The organism is Pseudodonghicola xiamenensis DSM 18339 (assembly GCF_000429365.1).
GTDB classification, from domain to species: domain Bacteria; phylum Pseudomonadota; class Alphaproteobacteria; order Rhodobacterales; family Rhodobacteraceae; genus Pseudodonghicola; species Pseudodonghicola xiamenensis.
Window position 1 is genome coordinate 61,061 of record NZ_AUBS01000004.1, and the last position, 14,838, is coordinate 75,898.

General features: G+C 64.2%; 18 protein-coding genes, 1 tRNA gene and 1 pseudogene. 11 read left to right on the top strand and 9 right to left on the bottom strand.

Features of this window, described 5'->3' with window-relative positions; genetic code table 11:
* The first annotated feature begins 115 nt into the window (after positions 1-115).
* Complete coding sequence (locus G455_RS0106615) at positions 116-565, top strand: MmcB family DNA repair protein (RefSeq protein WP_028092970.1); 450 nt, start codon at positions 116-118, stop codon at positions 563-565.
* Here the strand turns inward: G455_RS0106615 and G455_RS0106620 are convergent.
* Positions 555-743, bottom strand: coding sequence for a DUF6324 family protein (locus tag G455_RS0106620; protein ID WP_028092971.1), 189 nt, complete (start codon positions 741-743; stop codon positions 555-557). The genes G455_RS0106615 and G455_RS0106620 overlap by 11 nt on opposite strands.
* 78 nt (positions 744-821) lie before the next feature.
* Here G455_RS0106620 and G455_RS23530 point away from each other — a divergent pair.
* Positions 822-1,254, top strand: a pseudogene (locus G455_RS23530) (N-acetyltransferase family protein).
* A 46-nt stretch (positions 1,255-1,300) separates the two neighbouring features.
* Positions 1,301-1,377, top strand: a tRNA-His gene (locus tag G455_RS0106630).
* Between the two features lie 321 nt (positions 1,378-1,698).
* Here the strand turns inward: G455_RS0106630 and G455_RS0106635 are convergent.
* Positions 1,699-2,028, bottom strand: a complete 330-nt coding sequence (locus tag G455_RS0106635; protein WP_028092972.1) for a DUF6476 family protein — start codon at positions 2,026-2,028, stop codon at positions 1,699-1,701.
* On the opposite strand from G455_RS0106635, the gene G455_RS0106640 reads away from it, so the two are divergent.
* A complete protein-coding gene (locus G455_RS0106640) occupies positions 2,027-3,073 on the top strand; it encodes an RluA family pseudouridine synthase (RefSeq protein WP_028092973.1) in 1,047 nt (348 codons plus the stop codon). The two genes, G455_RS0106635 and G455_RS0106640, sit on opposite strands and share 2 nt — an antisense overlap.
* Here G455_RS0106640 and G455_RS0106645 read toward each other — a convergent pair.
* Entirely contained in the window at positions 3,024-3,695 is a 672-nt protein-coding gene (locus G455_RS0106645; RefSeq protein WP_035366294.1) for a DUF4386 domain-containing protein, read from the bottom strand. The two genes, G455_RS0106640 and G455_RS0106645, sit on opposite strands and share 50 nt — an antisense overlap.
* Positions 3,696-4,031: 336 nt before the next feature.
* On the opposite strand from G455_RS0106645, the gene rpoH reads away from it, so the two are divergent.
* The 3 genes from rpoH to G455_RS0106660 all read left to right on the top strand — a co-directional run bounded on the left by rpoH (position 4,032) and on the right by G455_RS0106660 (position 5,844).
* Positions 4,032-4,928: an RNA polymerase sigma factor RpoH gene (rpoH, locus tag G455_RS0106650; protein ID WP_028092975.1), complete on the top strand. Its 897-nt coding sequence runs from the start codon at positions 4,032-4,034 to the stop codon at positions 4,926-4,928.
* A gap of 239 nt (positions 4,929-5,167) precedes the next feature.
* Positions 5,168-5,332, top strand: coding sequence for a hypothetical protein (locus tag G455_RS26665; protein WP_028092976.1), 165 nt, complete (start codon positions 5,168-5,170; stop codon positions 5,330-5,332).
* Between the two features lie 242 nt (positions 5,333-5,574).
* The gene (locus G455_RS0106660) at positions 5,575-5,844 is read left to right on the top strand and encodes a DksA/TraR family C4-type zinc finger protein (protein ID WP_028092977.1); all 270 of its coding nucleotides are present in this window, start codon (positions 5,575-5,577) and stop codon (positions 5,842-5,844) included.
* Between the two features lie 4 nt (positions 5,845-5,848).
* On the opposite strand, the gene G455_RS23535 is transcribed toward G455_RS0106660, so the two are convergent.
* The 6 genes from G455_RS23535 to G455_RS0106690 form a co-directional block, all read right to left on the bottom strand.
* Positions 5,849-6,076: a hypothetical protein gene (locus G455_RS23535; RefSeq protein ID WP_035366297.1), complete on the bottom strand. Its 228-nt coding sequence runs from the start codon at positions 6,074-6,076 to the stop codon at positions 5,849-5,851.
* Complete coding sequence (locus tag G455_RS0106670; RefSeq protein WP_028092978.1) at positions 6,073-6,561, bottom strand: GNAT family N-acetyltransferase; 489 nt, start codon at positions 6,559-6,561, stop codon at positions 6,073-6,075. Before G455_RS0106670 ends, G455_RS23535 begins: the two co-directional genes overlap by 4 nt.
* 23 nt (positions 6,562-6,584) lie before the next feature.
* The gene (locus G455_RS0106675) at positions 6,585-6,983 is read right to left on the bottom strand and encodes a hypothetical protein (RefSeq protein ID WP_028092979.1); all 399 of its coding nucleotides are present in this window, start codon (positions 6,981-6,983) and stop codon (positions 6,585-6,587) included.
* The gene (locus G455_RS0106680; protein WP_028092980.1) at positions 6,980-8,815 is read right to left on the bottom strand and encodes a M3 family oligoendopeptidase; all 1,836 of its coding nucleotides are present in this window, start codon (positions 8,813-8,815) and stop codon (positions 6,980-6,982) included. The genes G455_RS0106675 and G455_RS0106680 overlap by 4 nt, the downstream gene beginning before the upstream one ends.
* A gap of 311 nt (positions 8,816-9,126) precedes the next feature.
* Complete coding sequence (locus G455_RS0106685; protein WP_028092981.1) at positions 9,127-10,071, bottom strand: alpha/beta hydrolase; 945 nt, start codon at positions 10,069-10,071, stop codon at positions 9,127-9,129.
* The gene (locus G455_RS0106690) at positions 10,071-10,358 is read right to left on the bottom strand and encodes an SCP2 sterol-binding domain-containing protein (RefSeq protein ID WP_028092982.1); all 288 of its coding nucleotides are present in this window, start codon (positions 10,356-10,358) and stop codon (positions 10,071-10,073) included. The genes G455_RS0106685 and G455_RS0106690 overlap by 1 nt, the downstream gene beginning before the upstream one ends.
* 73 nt (positions 10,359-10,431) lie before the next feature.
* On the opposite strand from G455_RS0106690, the gene G455_RS0106695 reads away from it, so the two are divergent.
* The 4 genes from G455_RS0106695 to fdxA all read left to right on the top strand — a co-directional run bounded on the left by G455_RS0106695 (position 10,432) and on the right by fdxA (position 14,772).
* The gene (locus tag G455_RS0106695; protein WP_028092983.1) at positions 10,432-11,001 is read left to right on the top strand and encodes a tetratricopeptide repeat protein; all 570 of its coding nucleotides are present in this window, start codon (positions 10,432-10,434) and stop codon (positions 10,999-11,001) included.
* 36 nt (positions 11,002-11,037) lie between these two features.
* On the top strand, positions 11,038-13,977 hold the full coding sequence (locus G455_RS0106700; RefSeq protein ID WP_028092984.1) for a helicase-related protein: 2,940 nt from the start codon (positions 11,038-11,040) through the stop codon (positions 13,975-13,977).
* Between the two features lie 5 nt (positions 13,978-13,982).
* Positions 13,983-14,369 (top strand): RNA-binding S4 domain-containing protein, encoded by a 387-nt coding sequence (locus tag G455_RS0106705; RefSeq protein WP_028092985.1) that lies wholly within the window; start codon positions 13,983-13,985, stop codon positions 14,367-14,369.
* Between the two features lie 64 nt (positions 14,370-14,433).
* Positions 14,434-14,772: a ferredoxin FdxA gene (fdxA, locus tag G455_RS0106710; protein ID WP_028092986.1), complete on the top strand. Its 339-nt coding sequence runs from the start codon at positions 14,434-14,436 to the stop codon at positions 14,770-14,772.
* The last annotated feature ends 66 nt before the right edge of the window (positions 14,773-14,838 follow it).

Here is a 14,838-nt window from a genome sequence, read left to right on the forward strand (position 1 = left end):
TATTTTCAGCCAGAAAAAGACCTGGGTAAAAGGATCGGGGCGCCTTTTCGTTTTTTCGGGCGGTGTGGCGCAGGGTGGGCTTGATTTTTGTTCTTGTAATGTTCACATTCGGTTCATGCTTGAGGACCTGCAACCAGGACAGCGATTGGCCCGGGGGGTGGCGCGTCATCTGACGCGGCTGGGGTTCGTGTCGGTCGAGGAATTCGTGCCGGCGCGCGGCCTGCGTGTCGATGTTATGGGGCTGGGCCCGAAGGGCGAGCTTTGGGTGATCGAATGCAAGTCCAGCCGGGCGGATTTCCAGTCGGATGCCAAATGGCAGGGCTATCTGGAGTGGTGCGACCGGTATTTCTGGGCGGTGGATCTGGCGTTCCCGACCGAGCTTTTGCCACAGGAGACCGGGTTGATCATTGCCGATCCCTATGATGCAGAGGTCATCCGCATGGCGCCGGAAGACCGGCTGCCGGCGGCGCGGCGCAAGGTCTTGATCCAGAAATTCGCCACCCATGCGGCGCGGCGCCTGCAGGCGCTGCGCGATCCGGGGGTGCTGGGGTTGGTCAGCCCGTGACGGCGCGCGCGGCTTGGGCGGCGGCGCGGATTTCCTCTGCGATCTCTTCGGCTTCTTCGGGGTCGAAATCCATCGGGATTTCCACTCCGGGGGCTTCGATGAACAGCCGCACCATGCCCTTGTCGGTGGGGCCGATCTGCAGGTTCGCTTCGATATCGCGTTCGGTGTTGATGCTCATGGCGGCCTCCTGTCTCAAGGCGCTTCTGCTAGCCTTTCGGGGATTGAGAATCAAGCGCCATCCAAGGCCATATAGGGAATGAGCGATGTGATCTTGCGCCCCTTCCACCCCGAGGATGCCACCTGGCTGGTGGCCCGTCATCAAGAGCTTTACGCCCGCGATGAGGGATTCGACGCGAGTTTCGGCCCGCTGGTGGCCGGGATTCTCGACGAGTTCATCGCCGATCACGACCCTGAACGCGAGCGCGGTTGGATCGCCGAGGAGGCGGGGACACGGTTGGGCAGCATCTTTTGCGTCGATGCGGGGCAAGGGGCTGGGCAAGCGGCTTCTTTCGACGTGCATGGCCTATGCGCGCGAGGCGGGCTATCGCGACATGGTGCTGTGGACCCATGAAAGCCACCAGGCGGCCTGCGCGCTTTATGCCGCCGCCGGCTGGACCTTGGAGCGCAGCGAGCCGGTTCGGTCCTTCGGTATCGACCTGGTCGAACAAAGCTGGAGAATAGTTTTGTAAAGCGCTTGCAATCCCCGGAGGGGTTGGATAAATCCCCCTCCACAGTGCCGCCTTAGCTCAGTTGGTTAGAGCGCTGGATTGTGGATCCAGAGGTCCCCCGTTCAAGCCGGGGAGGCGGTACCATCACCCAAGGCAAGCCTGAATAGACGTGTTGCGTGCATTGTCATGCGGGCAAGGCACTTGGTTTTCCTGTCAGCTCAGGTCGTCTTACTCGGCGGATGTGCCGGAGGAATGTCCGTGGGGTGCGGTGCCGCTGCTGAGATCCCGGCGCGGGTTTCCCGTCATTCCGGGGCGTCATGATCTGGGTGTCATATATTCGCGGCAGTGGGCGCAGGCAGGAGATATCCCAGCCCGTTCCCGGTCATTCCCCCTTTGATCGTCCGGGATCATCCGGAGGCAATGGGCGCGGTCAAATCTGCTTGACCTGTGATCCGTGACGGTGGGTCAGTCCAGTTGGATGGTCTGGCGCAGCTTTCCGCTATTGGCGTCATAGATCAGGATTTGCCGATCCCCGGTCACCACCGCGATCCAGCCCTTGCCCAGGGTCACCGCTTCGGGGGGGGCGCCTGCGGGCAGGGCGAGGTTGTCGGGCAGGGTTTCGGGCAGGGTGGGGGCGCGATCCGCAGAGAGCCGGGTGACAAGCAGGCCGACGATCACTAAAACCCCGAGGATCATCACCACCATCAGCGTGGCGACCAGACGGCGCAGCACCCTCAGCGAGGCGGGCTCGGTCTGGGGATCGGTATCGGAAGAATCGGGCGGGAAAGCGTTCATGGACAGCCGTTCAGTCGAGTTTGAAATCGCGGCCGACCCGCCGCCCCGCCTTGATAAGGCGCTTTCGCGCGATGTGCCAGCAGAGGCTGCGTTGTCGCGCACCCGTCTGGCCCGGCTGATCGCCGGCGGTGCGGTGCGGGTCAATGGTGCGGAGGTCGTGGATCCGAAGGCGAAGGTGGCCGCGGGTGCAAGGATCACAATCGTTCTCGAACCGGCGGAAGACAGTCACATCGGCCCAGAGGCGATACCGCTCGAGGTGGTCTATGAAGATGATGATCTGATCGTCGTCAACAAACCTGCCGGCATGGTGGTGCATCCGGCGCCGGGGTCGCCATCGGGTACGCTGGTCAATGCGCTGCTGCATCATTGCGGTGATGACCTGTCCGGCGTGGGTGGGGTCAAGCGGCCCGGCATCGTGCATCGGATCGACAAGGAAACCAGTGGCCTTCTGGTGGTGGCAAAAAGCGATGCGGCGCATCATGGGCTTGCCGCGCAATTCGAGGCTCACAGCGCCGAGCGACACTACAAGGCGATCTGCTACGGTGTGCCGGAGGCCAACGATCCACGTCTGCGCGGCGTCAAGGGCGTGAGTTTCGAGCCCGGCAACATCATGAAGATCACCACTCAGCTGGCGCGCCACAAGACCGACCGGCAGAAACAGGCGGTGCTGTTTCAGGGGGGGCGTCATGCGGTGACCCGGGTGCGGGTGGAGGAGACCTTTGGCACTCCGCCGGTGGTGGCGCTGGTCGATTGCTGGCTGGAGACCGGGCGCACTCATCAGATCCGGGTGCATATGGCCCACGCCGGCCATGGGCTGATCGGAGATCCCACCTATGGTGGCCGGCGCAAGTTGGCGGCGAAGGCGCTGCCCGACGCGACGCAGGCCGCGGTGCGTGATTTCCCGCGTCAGGCGCTCCATGCCGCGGTTCTGGGGTTCGATCATCCGGTGACGGGGACGCATCTGCGCTTCGAGGCACCTTTGCCGGAAGACATGGTCAGGTTGATCGCGTTGCTGCGCGGGCAGGTCGTAACGCCTGAAGGATGAACCAAAGGCACAGTGCGGTTTCCGCCACGAGCGGCAACAGATAGGCCGGTTGCAGCGTTGTGGCTAGCCTGGGGGCGATGAGCGCGGTGAGGCTGCCGGCCAGATAGACCAGGCCGGAGCCTACCAGCGCCAGCGGCAGGACCGGGCCCATCAGCCAGCGCAGCATCACCGCCATGATCAGGCAGTTCACACCGAAGAAGACCAGTGCGATATCATAGCCCAGCCGGTGCAATGCGACGGCTTGCATCAGTGCCTCTGGTCGGTCCAGCAGGGCAGGCACCAGAGCCAGCGGCATCAGCGCCGCTGCGATCACCGCCGCCTGGGCCAGCCGGAAGCCGAAGGCCATCGGGGCGAGCAGGGCGAAACGGGCGGCGAACAGGCGCAGGAACACCGCACCGATTGCCACATCGGCCAGGATCATCGCCAGATCTGCCGCCAATCCCAGCCGCCACCACGGCAGCGCCGCGCCGATGGCCCGGGCGGTCTGTTCCGCCTGATCGGGGAAGATCAGGCCGCCGCGCAGGGCTCCTTCGGACCAGACGCCGCAGAGAATGATGACAAGATAGAGCAGCCCGGCAGAGGCCTGAAGCGGGCGCGAGGGCAGGGGGGGGGAGCAGGGCATGACGGCTCTTTCAACGCTGGGGAGAGGGCCCACGCGGGCGGCTGATTTCACACTATCGTGTGTTCGGGAAATTGAAACGGGCGGAAGATACCGAAAAAACACGAGAAAATGCGGGAATATGGCGCTTCGTGCCGCAGTGAGGCCCATGTTACATGTTCTTGGCAGCAGACCACATGCGCGTGAGCGCGCCGTTGTCCGGGTTTCGTTGCGACGGAACCGGACGCATATTGCGTATTACCTTGTGAACAGCCCCTCTTGAAATGGCAGGGGCGCTTACCTACCTCGATGTTAAGTTGATAAACATAACACGACGTACAGACGGAGAGACAGAGGATCATGGCGAATTATGCTAACCTGCCGGCACCGACCCCTGAAGGGGGGCTCAATCGGTATTTGCAGGAAATACGCAAATTCCCCCTCCTGGAGCCGGAAGAGGAATATATGCTGGCCAAGCGCTGGGTCGAGGAGCAGGACGCTCAGGCGGCGCATAAGATGGTGACCAGCCACCTGCGGCTGGCGGCCAAGATTGCCATGGGCTATCGCGGCTATGGTTTGCCGCAGGCCGAGGTGATTTCCGAGGCCAATGTCGGCCTGATGCAGGCGGTGAAGCGCTTCGACCCGGAAAAGGGGTTCCGCCTTGCGACCTATGCGATGTGGTGGATCCGTGCCTCGATCCAGGAATATATCCTGCGGTCCTGGTCGCTGGTGAAGCTGGGTACCACCTCGGCGCAGAAGAAGCTGTTCTTCAACCTGCGCAAGGCCAAGGCCCGTATCGGCGCGCTGGAAGAGGGCGATCTGCATCCCGATCACGTCAAGCAAATCGCGCATGATCTGGGGGTGACCGAGGACGAGGTGACCTCGATGAACCGGCGGATGTCGGGCGGCGATGCCTCGCTGAACGCCACCGTCGGGAGCGATGGCGAAGGCACCATGCAATGGCAGGACTGGCTGGAGGACGAAGACGCCGACCAAGCCACCGACTTCGAGGAACGTGATGAGCTCGAAGCACGGCGCGAATTGCTGGCGCAGGCGCTTGATGTACTGAACGACCGCGAAAAGGATATCCTGACCCAACGCCGCCTGGCCGATCAGCCGGTGACGCTGGAGGAGTTGAGCGGCCAGTATAACGTCAGCCGGGAACGCATCCGCCAGATCGAGGTGCGCGCCTTCGAGAAGCTGCAAAAGAAGATGTGCGATCTGGCCAAGGAAAAGGGCATGTTGGCCACGGCCTGACATGGGCAGGCAATTGCGGCCTCTTGATGCCGGTCTATGCCGATCTTTATCACCCCGCCCTTGAAACAGGGCGGGGCTTTGTCGTGACAAGGGGCTTTTGCCGATCTTGTCTGCCGGCGTGAGCTGTCAGTCTGGCATGCCGGGGCCGCGATGTGGCATTGAGCGGCGCTCTGGCTTGTGCCAGCCTGTCATTTCGGGCATGAGCGCCCGCAAACCCCACCAGTGTCGAGAGAATGACCATGGATTACGGAAAATCCGGAGTACCGAAGCTGGGCACCAACGCACCGCGCCACAAGGAACATGACGCGGTCGGGCCCGGCAAGAAACCATCTGACGGGCGTGCCACCAAGGCCGAGCTTCTGGCCCGGATGAAAGCGGCGGCGGAGGCCAAGAAGAAGGGATAAGGACCTGTCTCATCAGGTCTTTCCGTCTTGCGATGCGGCGGAAATGGCTGGATGCCCGGGGCCGGCACGCGAAAGACGCCGCCCCGGCGCATGCGCCCGGTTCTGAGACGGCGCGTCGGCTATGGCGCCGCGCGCTGGTTCACCACCGCCTCTTGCCGGTCGGGTGGCCAGGGAAAGACAGGGGCACCCCCTAGGCAGGACGCTTTCCCGTCCCTAGATTTATAGGATCAGGAGGGTTGCCGATGGCTGGCGGATGGTCGCGCGATGGCGCGGTAAGTGAACAGATCGAAGCCTCGATCAGCGATGAACTGGCGCGGATGAAGACGCGCCGCGCGCCTGTGGGGGAAAGCCTGACCCATTGCGCCGAATGCGATGAACCGATCACCGAGGCGCGCCGGCAGGCGATCCCCGGCGTCAAGCTGTGCATCGAGTGCCAGCAGGAGCGGGACGGCGCCTATAAGCTGCGCGGTGGGATCAACCGGCGCGGATCGAAGGACAGCCAGTTGAAATAGGGACTTAGCGGCCTTTCTTCTGGCGCCGCCAGCGCAGGAAAAGCCGCACATCGAAGGCCGCGATCATCAGCCCCAGCGGGATCATCCAGAAACCCAGCACCGGCAGGAAGCCGAAGGTGCCGCCGATCATCAACAAAACCCCCAGTCCGAACCGCGCCCCGCGCGGGACGCGGCGGGCGATCCGCATCATCAGCGGGGACAGCCGGGCGCGGATATCGGCCCAGCGGGTCATCCCGCCGGGGCGTCCGCCAGCGTAAGCCGCAGGATATGCTGCGGCCCGACGCCGCCGCCGAGGTAATCGGCGCCGGTGTCAAGGAACCCGCCCGACAGATAGGCGGCGCGTGCCCGCGGGTTGCGGTGGTTGACGGTCAGATAACAGGCATGGGCCTGCAGATACTCTTGGCGCAGGTAATCGCGCAACAGCCGGCAGGCGGCGCTGGCGACGCCCCGGCCCTGGTGGCGGTAATCGACCGAGAACATGCGCAGCCCGATACTGCCGGCCTCGGCGAAATCATGCGCCTCCGGGTAATCCGGATCGATGGCGAAGAAGCCGACGACCTGGCCTCCATCCTGAATCAGATGCCCGTCCCGCCGCCCGCGCGCCTCGGCCAGCGCCTGCGCCGGCGGGGCGGAGAATTCATGTTGCTCGGGCGGTAGGGACAGATCGGCGATCAGATCGACGCGACCGGGCGGGAGGGGGGAGAGGGTGATGGTCATAGGGCTGTCCAATTTGCTTGGGGTCAGGGGGAGGACGGAACCGTGAAGGTGCGGTGCTTGCGCGGATCGGTCCCGCTCCAGTTTCTTGGCCCATTTTTCGGGCCGAACGACAGGCAATAGGCCTCCCAGGCGGCGAAGGTCCTGTCGAAGCCTGGAGAGCCTTCGCGCTCGATGCTCCAGCCCTGCGCCTGCAGCTCGGGCTCAAGCCGGCTGAAGGGCACCGGATCCTTCTGGGCAATCGGAAAGTCCAGGCCCGTGCCCAGTTCCCGCAACAGCCGGACGGGCGCGAAACGCGTGCCGTCCGGCGTCAGGAAATGCTGCGGCTGCCGCAGCAGGCGGCGAAACTCCTCCGGATGGGTGGACTGGAGGCGTTGAAACGCCTCCCAGCCCTGGATCAGCACCCATGAGGAGATCAGACTCATTCCTCCATCGCTTCCAGCTCGTCGATGAAGCCGGAGATCATGTCGAGTCCCTTGTTCCAGAACGCCGGGTCGCTGGCGTCGAGCCCGAAGGGCGCCAGAAGCTCCTTGTGGTGCTTCGATCCGCCGGCCTTCAGCATGTCGAAATACTTGTCCTGGAAGCCCGGCGCGCCCTCGGCGTAGACCGAATAGAGCGCATTCACCAACCCGTCGCCAAAGGCGTAGGCATAGACGTAGAAGGGCGAATGGATGAAGTGGGGGATATAGGCCCAGAAGGTTTCGTATCCGTCCATATATTCGAAGGCGTCGCCCAGCGATTCCGCCTGTACCGACATCCATAGCGCGTTGATGTCGTCCGGCGTCAGCTCACCGCCGCGCCGGGCCGCGTGCAACTTGCATTCGAAATCATAAAAGGCGATCTGGCGGACCACCGTGTTGATCATATCCTCGACCTTGCCGGCCAGCAGTACCTTGCGTTCAGCCTGATCCTTGGCACCGTCGAGCATCTTGCGGAAGGTCAGCATCTCGCCGAAGACGCTGGCGGTCTCGGCCAGGGTCAGTGGCGTCTGGCTGAGCATTTCACCTTGGCCAGCGGCCAGAACCTGGTGGACGCCATGGCCCAGCTCATGCGCCAGGGTCATCACGTCGCGCGGTTTGCCGAGATAGTTCAGCAGCACATAGGGATGCACGTCGGTGACGGTGGGATGGGCAAAGGCGCCGGGCGCCTTGCCGGGCTTCACGCCGGCGTCGATCCAGCCCTTGGCGAAGAAGGGAGCGGCGATGTCGCCCATGCGCGGGTCGAAGGCGTTATAGGCGGCCATCACGGTCTGTTCGGCCTCTGCCCAGGGCACCAGGCGGGTCGCCTCCATCGGCAGCGGCGCGTTGCGATCCCAGATCTGCAGCTTGTCGAGACCGAGCCACTTGCGTTTCAGCTCGTAATAGCGGTGGCTGAGGCGGGGATAGGCGGCGACCACGGCGCTGCGCAGCGCCTCGACGACCTCGGGTTCCACATCGTTCGACAGGTGCCGCGCGGTCTGGGCGGTGGGCATGCCGCGCCAACGGTCGATGATTTCCTTCTCTTTCGCCTGGGTGTTGTGGACGCGGGCGAAGGTCTTGATGTTCTTCTCGAACACCTCGGCCAGGGCGCGGGCGCCGGCCTCGCGCTGGCCGCGATCCTGTTCGGTCATCAGGTTCAGCGTCGCCTCGATACCGAGCGTTTCGCCATCGACCTCGAATTCCAGCCCGGCGATGGTTTCGTCGAACAGACGTTCCCAGGCATCGCCCACCACGCCCATGTCGTGGAGGAATTTCTCCATCTCGTCAGACAGCTGATAGGGTTTCATCGCCCGGATGCGGCGGAACACCGGGGCGTAGCGGGCCAGATCGGTATTGGCGGCGAAGAGCGTCTGCAGCTTGTCCTCGGCGATCCGGTTCAGCTCCAAGCTGAAGAAGACCAGCGGCGTGGTGAAATTGGTGATCTTCTCCTGACAATCGGAGAGGAACTTGGCGCGGCTCGCATCGGTGGTCTGCTGGTAATAGCGCAGCCCGGCATAGGACATGATGCGCCCGGCGATCTGGCTGATCTTCTCGTCGCGCAGCACGCAGGTGAGCAGCCCGTCGGCGTCAAGCGTATCGAGTTTACCTTCGTAATCTTCGGCGAAGCTGGCGCAGGCCTGTTCCAGCCAGTCGAGATCGCGTTTCAGCTCGGGCGCGTCCTGGCTGGCATAGAGGTCGCTCAGGTCCCAGTCGGGCAGATTGCCCAGCGGCGCGGCGGCGGTGTCGGTCTTGTCGAAAGCGGGGCGCGGCGCGAAGGGCAGGGCGGCGAAGGGTGTCATCGGGAACCTCTGTGTCTGTTCATACAAAGGATTAGGGGCGCGGGGCGGCAGGTTCAAGGCCGGGGCCTGGTCTTGGCTTCAGGTTTGGGGAGCGCCATGGGGGATCCGAAGGTGGAGAAGCTACGGGGTTGGGCAAGGATGGCTGGGGCGCTGCCCCTCTGCGCCTTGCGGCGCATTCACCCCGGGATATTTTTAGCCAGAAAAAGGGGGGTGAGCGGCGCCCGGAAAACGGGCGGAGCCCCTGGGAGGCGCCCGGAAAACGGTCCGGTGGACCGTTCGGCGGGGGCGGGCGCCTCCGGGGCCTGTGCGGTTCAGCTTGCGGCGTCGAACAGCGCTGCAATGCGGTCGAAGGTGCGGGCACGGGTGGCGGCGTCTTCCATCAATACCTCGTGGCGGCCGGCCTCGACCAGATCGAGTTCCCCCTTCGGCCAATGCTCCATGCGCGTCTCGATCGCGGTGCGTGAGACGATGGCGTCGGCGGTGCCTAAGAAGGTGAGGCAGGGCAGGTCGGGTGAGGGCTGGTGGGCGAGCCGGGCGGTTTCGCGCAGCGCCTCGCGCAGCCATTGCAGGCTGGGGCCGCCGATGCCGAGTTCGGGATGGGCGGCAAGCTGGTTCTGAAGGAAGCGGTACATTTCTGGATCATTGGTCAGCCCATTGCCCTCGAAGGGCTGGACCTGGACGTAATTCGCGCCCTTGGTGCCGGGGCTGAGACGGTGGGACAGGCCGAAAAAGGTGCTGAGCGCGGTGACCCCATGGGCGAAGGTGCGCTGCGCCATGGAGAGGGAGATCGCCCACATCGGCCCGCTGAAGGCGGCGGCGGCGACCGGCAGCCCCTCGATCAGGGCGCGCAGCCCGATGCAGCCGCCCATCGAATGGGCGATCAGGAACCAGGGTTTCGGCAGATCGAGCGCGGAGGCGGCCTGCACCACGGCGGCGACATCGCGCTGGTAATCGGGAAAGTTGACGACATGGCCCGGGCGCGGATCGGGTAGCAGACGGTCGGCCAGCCCCTGACCGCGCCAGTCGACCACCAGGGTGGCAAAGCCGCGTGCCGTCAGATCGCCAGCGGCGGGGCCGTATTTTTCGATATATTCGGTGCGGCCTGGAAACAGCAGCACGGTGCCCTTGGCTGTACCTGTCGGGGACCAGTGGGCGATGCGCAGGCGCAGACCGTCTTCGGTGGCCAGCCAATGCGCCGCACCGCCCGCGGGGGCGCCGGCCACATCGGTGAAGAGCGGGGCCGGCGACAGCTCCATCAGGCCAGGGCCGAGGCCAGTTTCATCGCCAGGCCCATGTCGCCGTCGATGCTGAGCTTGCCGGTCATGAAGGCCGAGGTCGGGTTCAGCTCGCCGGTGACGATGGCCTGCAGGGTCTCCGAATCGGCGGAGAGGGTGACGTCGGCCTCTTCGTCGGCGATGCGGGCGCCGGAGGCGTCCAGCATGATCGCACCCAGGTCGGTGATCGTGAGTTTGGCCGAGCCATCGAAGCCGCTCGCCAGTTTTTCGTTCAGTTCGGCAACGGCCGTTTCCAGAAAGTCGCTCATCTGATGTCTCTCCCGTCTCTGTCTTGGGCGGCCTCTGGTATTCGGCGCGCGCGACGTTACATTAAGGCCTGTTATGGCCATGAAACACCGCAATCTCAAAGGTATCGTGACGGCAACCGTGATCTTCACGGCGATTTGCGCGCCTGCGACCGCGCAGACGGCGGATTCGACCGACGAAAAGGCGCTGTTGGCCAGATTGGCGGAGGCCAGCGCCGCAGAGGCGCCGCAGCTGGACCGGCAATTGCAGGCGATCTGGAATCGCAGCGGATCGCCGGCGATGGATTTTCTGCTGACGCGTGGACGCGATGCGCTGGAGCGGGGCGACACCGCCGCGGCGATCGAACATCTCACCGCGCTGACCGATCATGCGCCCGAGTTCGCCGAAGGCTGGTTTCTGCGTGCAACCGCTTATTACACGGCTGGGCTTTACGGGCCGGCGCTGTCGGATCTGGAGCGGGCGCTGACGATCAATCCGAATAATTACGACGCGATCTTCGGATTGGGCACCTTGCTGGAGGCTTTCGGCAATCCAAAGCTGGCCTTCGAGGCCTATGGGCGTGCGCTGGCCTTGAATCCCCATCACGAAGAGACCATCAAGGCGATGGACCGGCTGAAGCCGGAGGTCGAGGGCAAGGCGCTCTGACCGCCGTTGTGGCGCGCGCAGGCAAGGGAATTCCAAGTGAGCAGTGCATCCCGCATCGTGGCCGTTCTCGGCCCGACCAATACCGGCAAGACGCATTACGCCATCGAACGCATGTTGGGGCACCGCACCGGGGTGATCGGCCTGCCGCTGCGTCTTTTGGCACGCGAGGTCTATGACCGCATCGTCGCGGCGCGCGGGCCCTCGGTGGTGGCGCTCGTCACCGGCGAGGAACGGATCGTGCCGCCGCGCAGCCAGTATTGGGTCTGCACGGTGGAGGCGATGCCAGAGGGCATGGGCGTCGATTTCGTCGCGGTCGATGAAATCCAGCTTTGTGCCGATCCCGAGCGCGGTCATGTCTTTACCGACCGGCTGCTGCGGGCGCGCGGGCAGCACGAGACGTTGTTTCTGGGCTCGGACACTATGCGGGGGCCGATCGCGGCGCTGGTGCCCGGGGTGCAGTTCATGCGCCGTGAGCGGATGAGTCAACTGGTCTATACGGGTTCGAAAAAGATAAGCCGGATGCCGCCACGCAGCGCGATCGTCGGGTTCTCGGTCGAGAATGTCTATGCCATCGCCGAGCTGATCCGGCGCCAGAAGGGCGGGGCGGCCGTGGTGATGGGGGCGCTGTCGCCGCGCACACGCAACGCTCAGGTGGCGCTTTATCAGAATGGCGAGGTCGATTATCTGGTCGCAACCGATGCCATCGGCATGGGCTTGAACCTCGATATTGACCACGTTGCGTTCTCGTCGCTTTCTAAGTTCGACGGCCGGCGGATGCGGCCCTTGCAACCGAATGAGCTGGCACAGATCGCCGGGCGGGCCGGGCGGGGGATGTCGAACGGCACCTTCGGGGTGACGGGGGACGCGCGGCCGCTGGACGAGGATGTCGCCCAAGCGATCATGGAACACCGCTTCACGCCGCTGAAAAAGCTCAACTGGCGCAATGCGGCGCTGGAGTTCGGTTCGATCGACCGGCTGATCCAGGCGCTGGAACAGAGTCCGAAGGACGAACATCTGGTCCGCGCCCGCGAGGCTGACGACCTGAGCGTGTTGAAGACCTTGGCGCAAGTCCCTGAAATCCGGGCACGGGCCAGTGACGGGCGCAGCATTCGGCTGTTGTGGGATATCTGTCGGATTCCGGATTTCCGCGGGATCAGCCATGCCGAGCATGCCGGCCTTCTTGAGGTGATTTTTAATCATCTGCATGAACGCGGTGCGATTCCGGATGACTTCATCGCGCGCCAGATCAAGCGAATTGACCGCACTGATGGCGATATCGACACATTAAGTAAAAGATTGGCGTATATTCGCACTTGGACCTATGTGGCTCAACGCAACGGGTGGCTGCGTGACGAAACCCATTGGCGGGAGGAAACGCGCGCTGTAGAAGACAGGGTGTCCGACGCGTTGCACGAACGTTTGACGCAGAGATTTGTGGACCGGCGTACCAGCGTGTTGTTACGGCGGCTCAAGCAGAAGGAGGCCCTTTTGGCCGAAGTGAACGACAAGGGTGAAGTGACCGTCGAAGGCGAATTCGTCGGTCGGCTGGAAGGGTTCCGGTTCTCTCCGGACAAGGCTGCTGCCGCAGGGGCTGAGGCCAAGGCGGTGAAAACCGTGGCGCTGCAGGCATTGGCGCCGCAGTTCCATCTGCGCGCGGACCGCTTTTATAACGCACCGGATACCGAGATTGATTTCACCGATCAGGGTGGTCTGATGTGGGGTGAACATGCGGTTGGCAAGCTGGTCGCCGGCGCCGATCCGCTGAAACCCCGGATCGAGGTCTTCGTCGACGAGGTCGCCGGCCCCGATGTGGCGCAGAAGGTTGAACGACGTCTGCAGCATTTCATCGACCGCAAGATCGCGGCGCTGTTCGAACCGCTGTTGAACCTTCAGCGCGATGAGACATTGACCGGTCTGGCCCGAGGCTTTGCCTTCCAGACGGTCGAGGCGCTGGGGATCCTGCCGCGCGCGCAGGTGGCGCAGGACGTCAAGGCGCTGGATCAGGAGGCCCGAGGCGCCCTGCGCAAGCATGGCATTCGCTTCGGTCAGTTCACCATCTTCATGCCGCTGCTGCTGAAGCCGGCGCCGACGCGGTTGCGGCTGCTGCTGTGGTCGTTGGCGAAGGGGCTTGATGATTTCCCCACGGCGCCGCCGCCGGGGCTGGTGACCGTGCCGGTCGCCACCGATGTGCCGGAAGGCTATGACACCATGTGCGGTTATCGCAACGCCGGCGAGCGGGCGATTCGGATCGACATGCTGGAACGGCTGGCCGATCTGCTGCGCGGTCAGGACAGCCGCGCCGGCTTCGAGGCAACGCCGGACATGCTGTCGATCACCGGCATGACGCTGGAACAATTCGCCACCTTGATGGAGGGGCTGGGCTATCGCGCCGAGAAGGGCGAGCGGGTCAAGGTGAAGGCGGCGGCAGAGCCGGCGCCTGCTGCCGAAGCCGCCCCGGTCGAAACCGCTGCCGAAGCTGCCCCCGAGGCGTCTGAGGCAACCGATGTCGCCGAGACGGTGGAGCCGGTCGTGGAGGCAGAAGCCGCCGAATCGCCGGCAGATGCCGCTCCAGCCACCGAAGTGGCTGAAATTTCCGAAGCTGCGGAGCCGGTAATCGAACCTGTTGCCGAGGCACCGGTGGCTGAGCCCGCGGCGGAAGATGCCGCTCCGGTCGCCGCCGATGCGGAGGGAGAGCCCGAGATGGAGGTGTATTACAGCTTCACCTGGGCCCGCACTCCGCGTCCGCGCCAAGGGGGGCAGGGCCGTGGCAAACCGTCAGCCGCCGGCGGCAAACCCGCAGGCAAGGGCCGGGGCGACAAACCGCGTGGCAAGAAACCGCAGGGCGGCAAGCCGCGCGGCGAGCGCGGTGGTCAGGGCGGGAAAAGCTTCAGCGCCCATTCGCCGAAGAAGGACAAGCCGATCGACCCCGATAACCCCTTCGCCGCTGCGCTGATGGGGCTGAAAACCGGCAAGTGACGCCGGTGCCGGACGAAAACGGTCCAGTCGCCGCCAAGCTGCGGCTGGACAAATGGCTGGTCCACGCGCGGTTCTGCAAGACCCGCAGCGTGGCCGCTGCACTTGTCACCGCAGGGCATGTCCGGGTCAATGGCGCCCGGGCCGAGAAGCCGTCCCATGCGGTGGCTCCGGGCGATGTCCTCACCCTGGTTCAGCCGCGCGTGGTGCGGGTGATCCGGGTCGAGGCGCTTGGCCTCAGGCGGGGGCCGGCGACCGAGGCGCGGACGCTTTACACCGAATTGCAGGAAACCCGGGAGGAAAGCCCGCCCAATCCTGCCTATGAGGGAAAAGGGCGCCCGTCCAAGCGCGATCGGCGGGCGCTTGATCTTTCCCGACACCCCGTGGACGATTGACGCCTTGAAGTGGCGCCGGCTCTGATTTAGCTAAGAGCCCGAACGCTCAGACGGAAGCCTGCCCATGACCTATGTTGTGACCGACAACTGCATTGCCTGCAAATACACCGATTGTGTTGAGGTCTGCCCCGTGGATTGTTTCTACGAGGGCGAGAATATGCTGGTCATCCACCCCGACGAATGTATCGACTGCGGTGTTTGCGAACCGGAATGCCCCGCGGATGCGATCCGCCCGGATACCGAGCCGGATATGGACGATTGGGTGGAGTTCAACCGGAAGTATTCCGAGCTCTGGCCGGTGATCATCTCCAAGAAGGATCAGCTTCCCGAGGCGGAAGAGCGCGACGGCGAGACCGGCAAGCGCGAGAAGTACTTTTCTGAGGCGCCGGGCGAGGGCGGCTGACTGATTCGACGTCCAGACGCTGAATTTCACATGAGTGAAATATTCTAGCGCATTGAAACTCCAGTG

What these genes read in the sequence shown, in the direction of transcription:
- G455_RS0106615 (WP_028092970.1), top strand. Translation starts at nt 116, where the DNA reads ATGCTTGAGGACCTGCAACCAGGACAGCGATTGGCCCGGGGGGTGGCG.
- G455_RS0106620 (WP_028092971.1), bottom strand. Translation starts at nt 743, where the DNA reads ATGAGCATCAACACCGAACGCGATATCGAAGCGAACCTGCAGATCGGC.
- G455_RS0106640 (WP_028092973.1), top strand. Translation starts at nt 2,027, where the DNA reads ATGGACAGCCGTTCAGTCGAGTTTGAAATCGCGGCCGACCCGCCGCCC.
- G455_RS0106635 (WP_028092972.1), bottom strand. Translation starts at nt 2,028, where the DNA reads ATGAACGCTTTCCCGCCCGATTCTTCCGATACCGATCCCCAGACCGAG.
- G455_RS0106645 (WP_035366294.1), bottom strand. Translation starts at nt 3,695, where the DNA reads ATGCCCTGCTCCCCCCCCCTGCCCTCGCGCCCGCTTCAGGCCTCTGCC.
- rpoH (WP_028092975.1), top strand. Translation starts at nt 4,032, where the DNA reads ATGGCGAATTATGCTAACCTGCCGGCACCGACCCCTGAAGGGGGGCTC.
- G455_RS26665 (WP_028092976.1), top strand. Translation starts at nt 5,168, where the DNA reads ATGGATTACGGAAAATCCGGAGTACCGAAGCTGGGCACCAACGCACCG.
- G455_RS0106660 (WP_028092977.1), top strand. Translation starts at nt 5,575, where the DNA reads ATGGCTGGCGGATGGTCGCGCGATGGCGCGGTAAGTGAACAGATCGAA.
- G455_RS23535 (WP_035366297.1), bottom strand. Translation starts at nt 6,076, where the DNA reads ATGACCCGCTGGGCCGATATCCGCGCCCGGCTGTCCCCGCTGATGATG.
- G455_RS0106670 (WP_028092978.1), bottom strand. Translation starts at nt 6,561, where the DNA reads ATGACCATCACCCTCTCCCCCCTCCCGCCCGGTCGCGTCGATCTGATC.
- G455_RS0106675 (WP_028092979.1), bottom strand. Translation starts at nt 6,983, where the DNA reads ATGAGTCTGATCTCCTCATGGGTGCTGATCCAGGGCTGGGAGGCGTTT.
- G455_RS0106680 (WP_028092980.1), bottom strand. Translation starts at nt 8,815, where the DNA reads ATGACACCCTTCGCCGCCCTGCCCTTCGCGCCGCGCCCCGCTTTCGAC.
- G455_RS0106685 (WP_028092981.1), bottom strand. Translation starts at nt 10,071, where the DNA reads ATGGAGCTGTCGCCGGCCCCGCTCTTCACCGATGTGGCCGGCGCCCCC.
- G455_RS0106690 (WP_028092982.1), bottom strand. Translation starts at nt 10,358, where the DNA reads ATGAGCGACTTTCTGGAAACGGCCGTTGCCGAACTGAACGAAAAACTG.
- G455_RS0106695 (WP_028092983.1), top strand. Translation starts at nt 10,432, where the DNA reads ATGGCCATGAAACACCGCAATCTCAAAGGTATCGTGACGGCAACCGTG.
- fdxA (WP_028092986.1), top strand. Translation starts at nt 14,434, where the DNA reads ATGACCTATGTTGTGACCGACAACTGCATTGCCTGCAAATACACCGAT.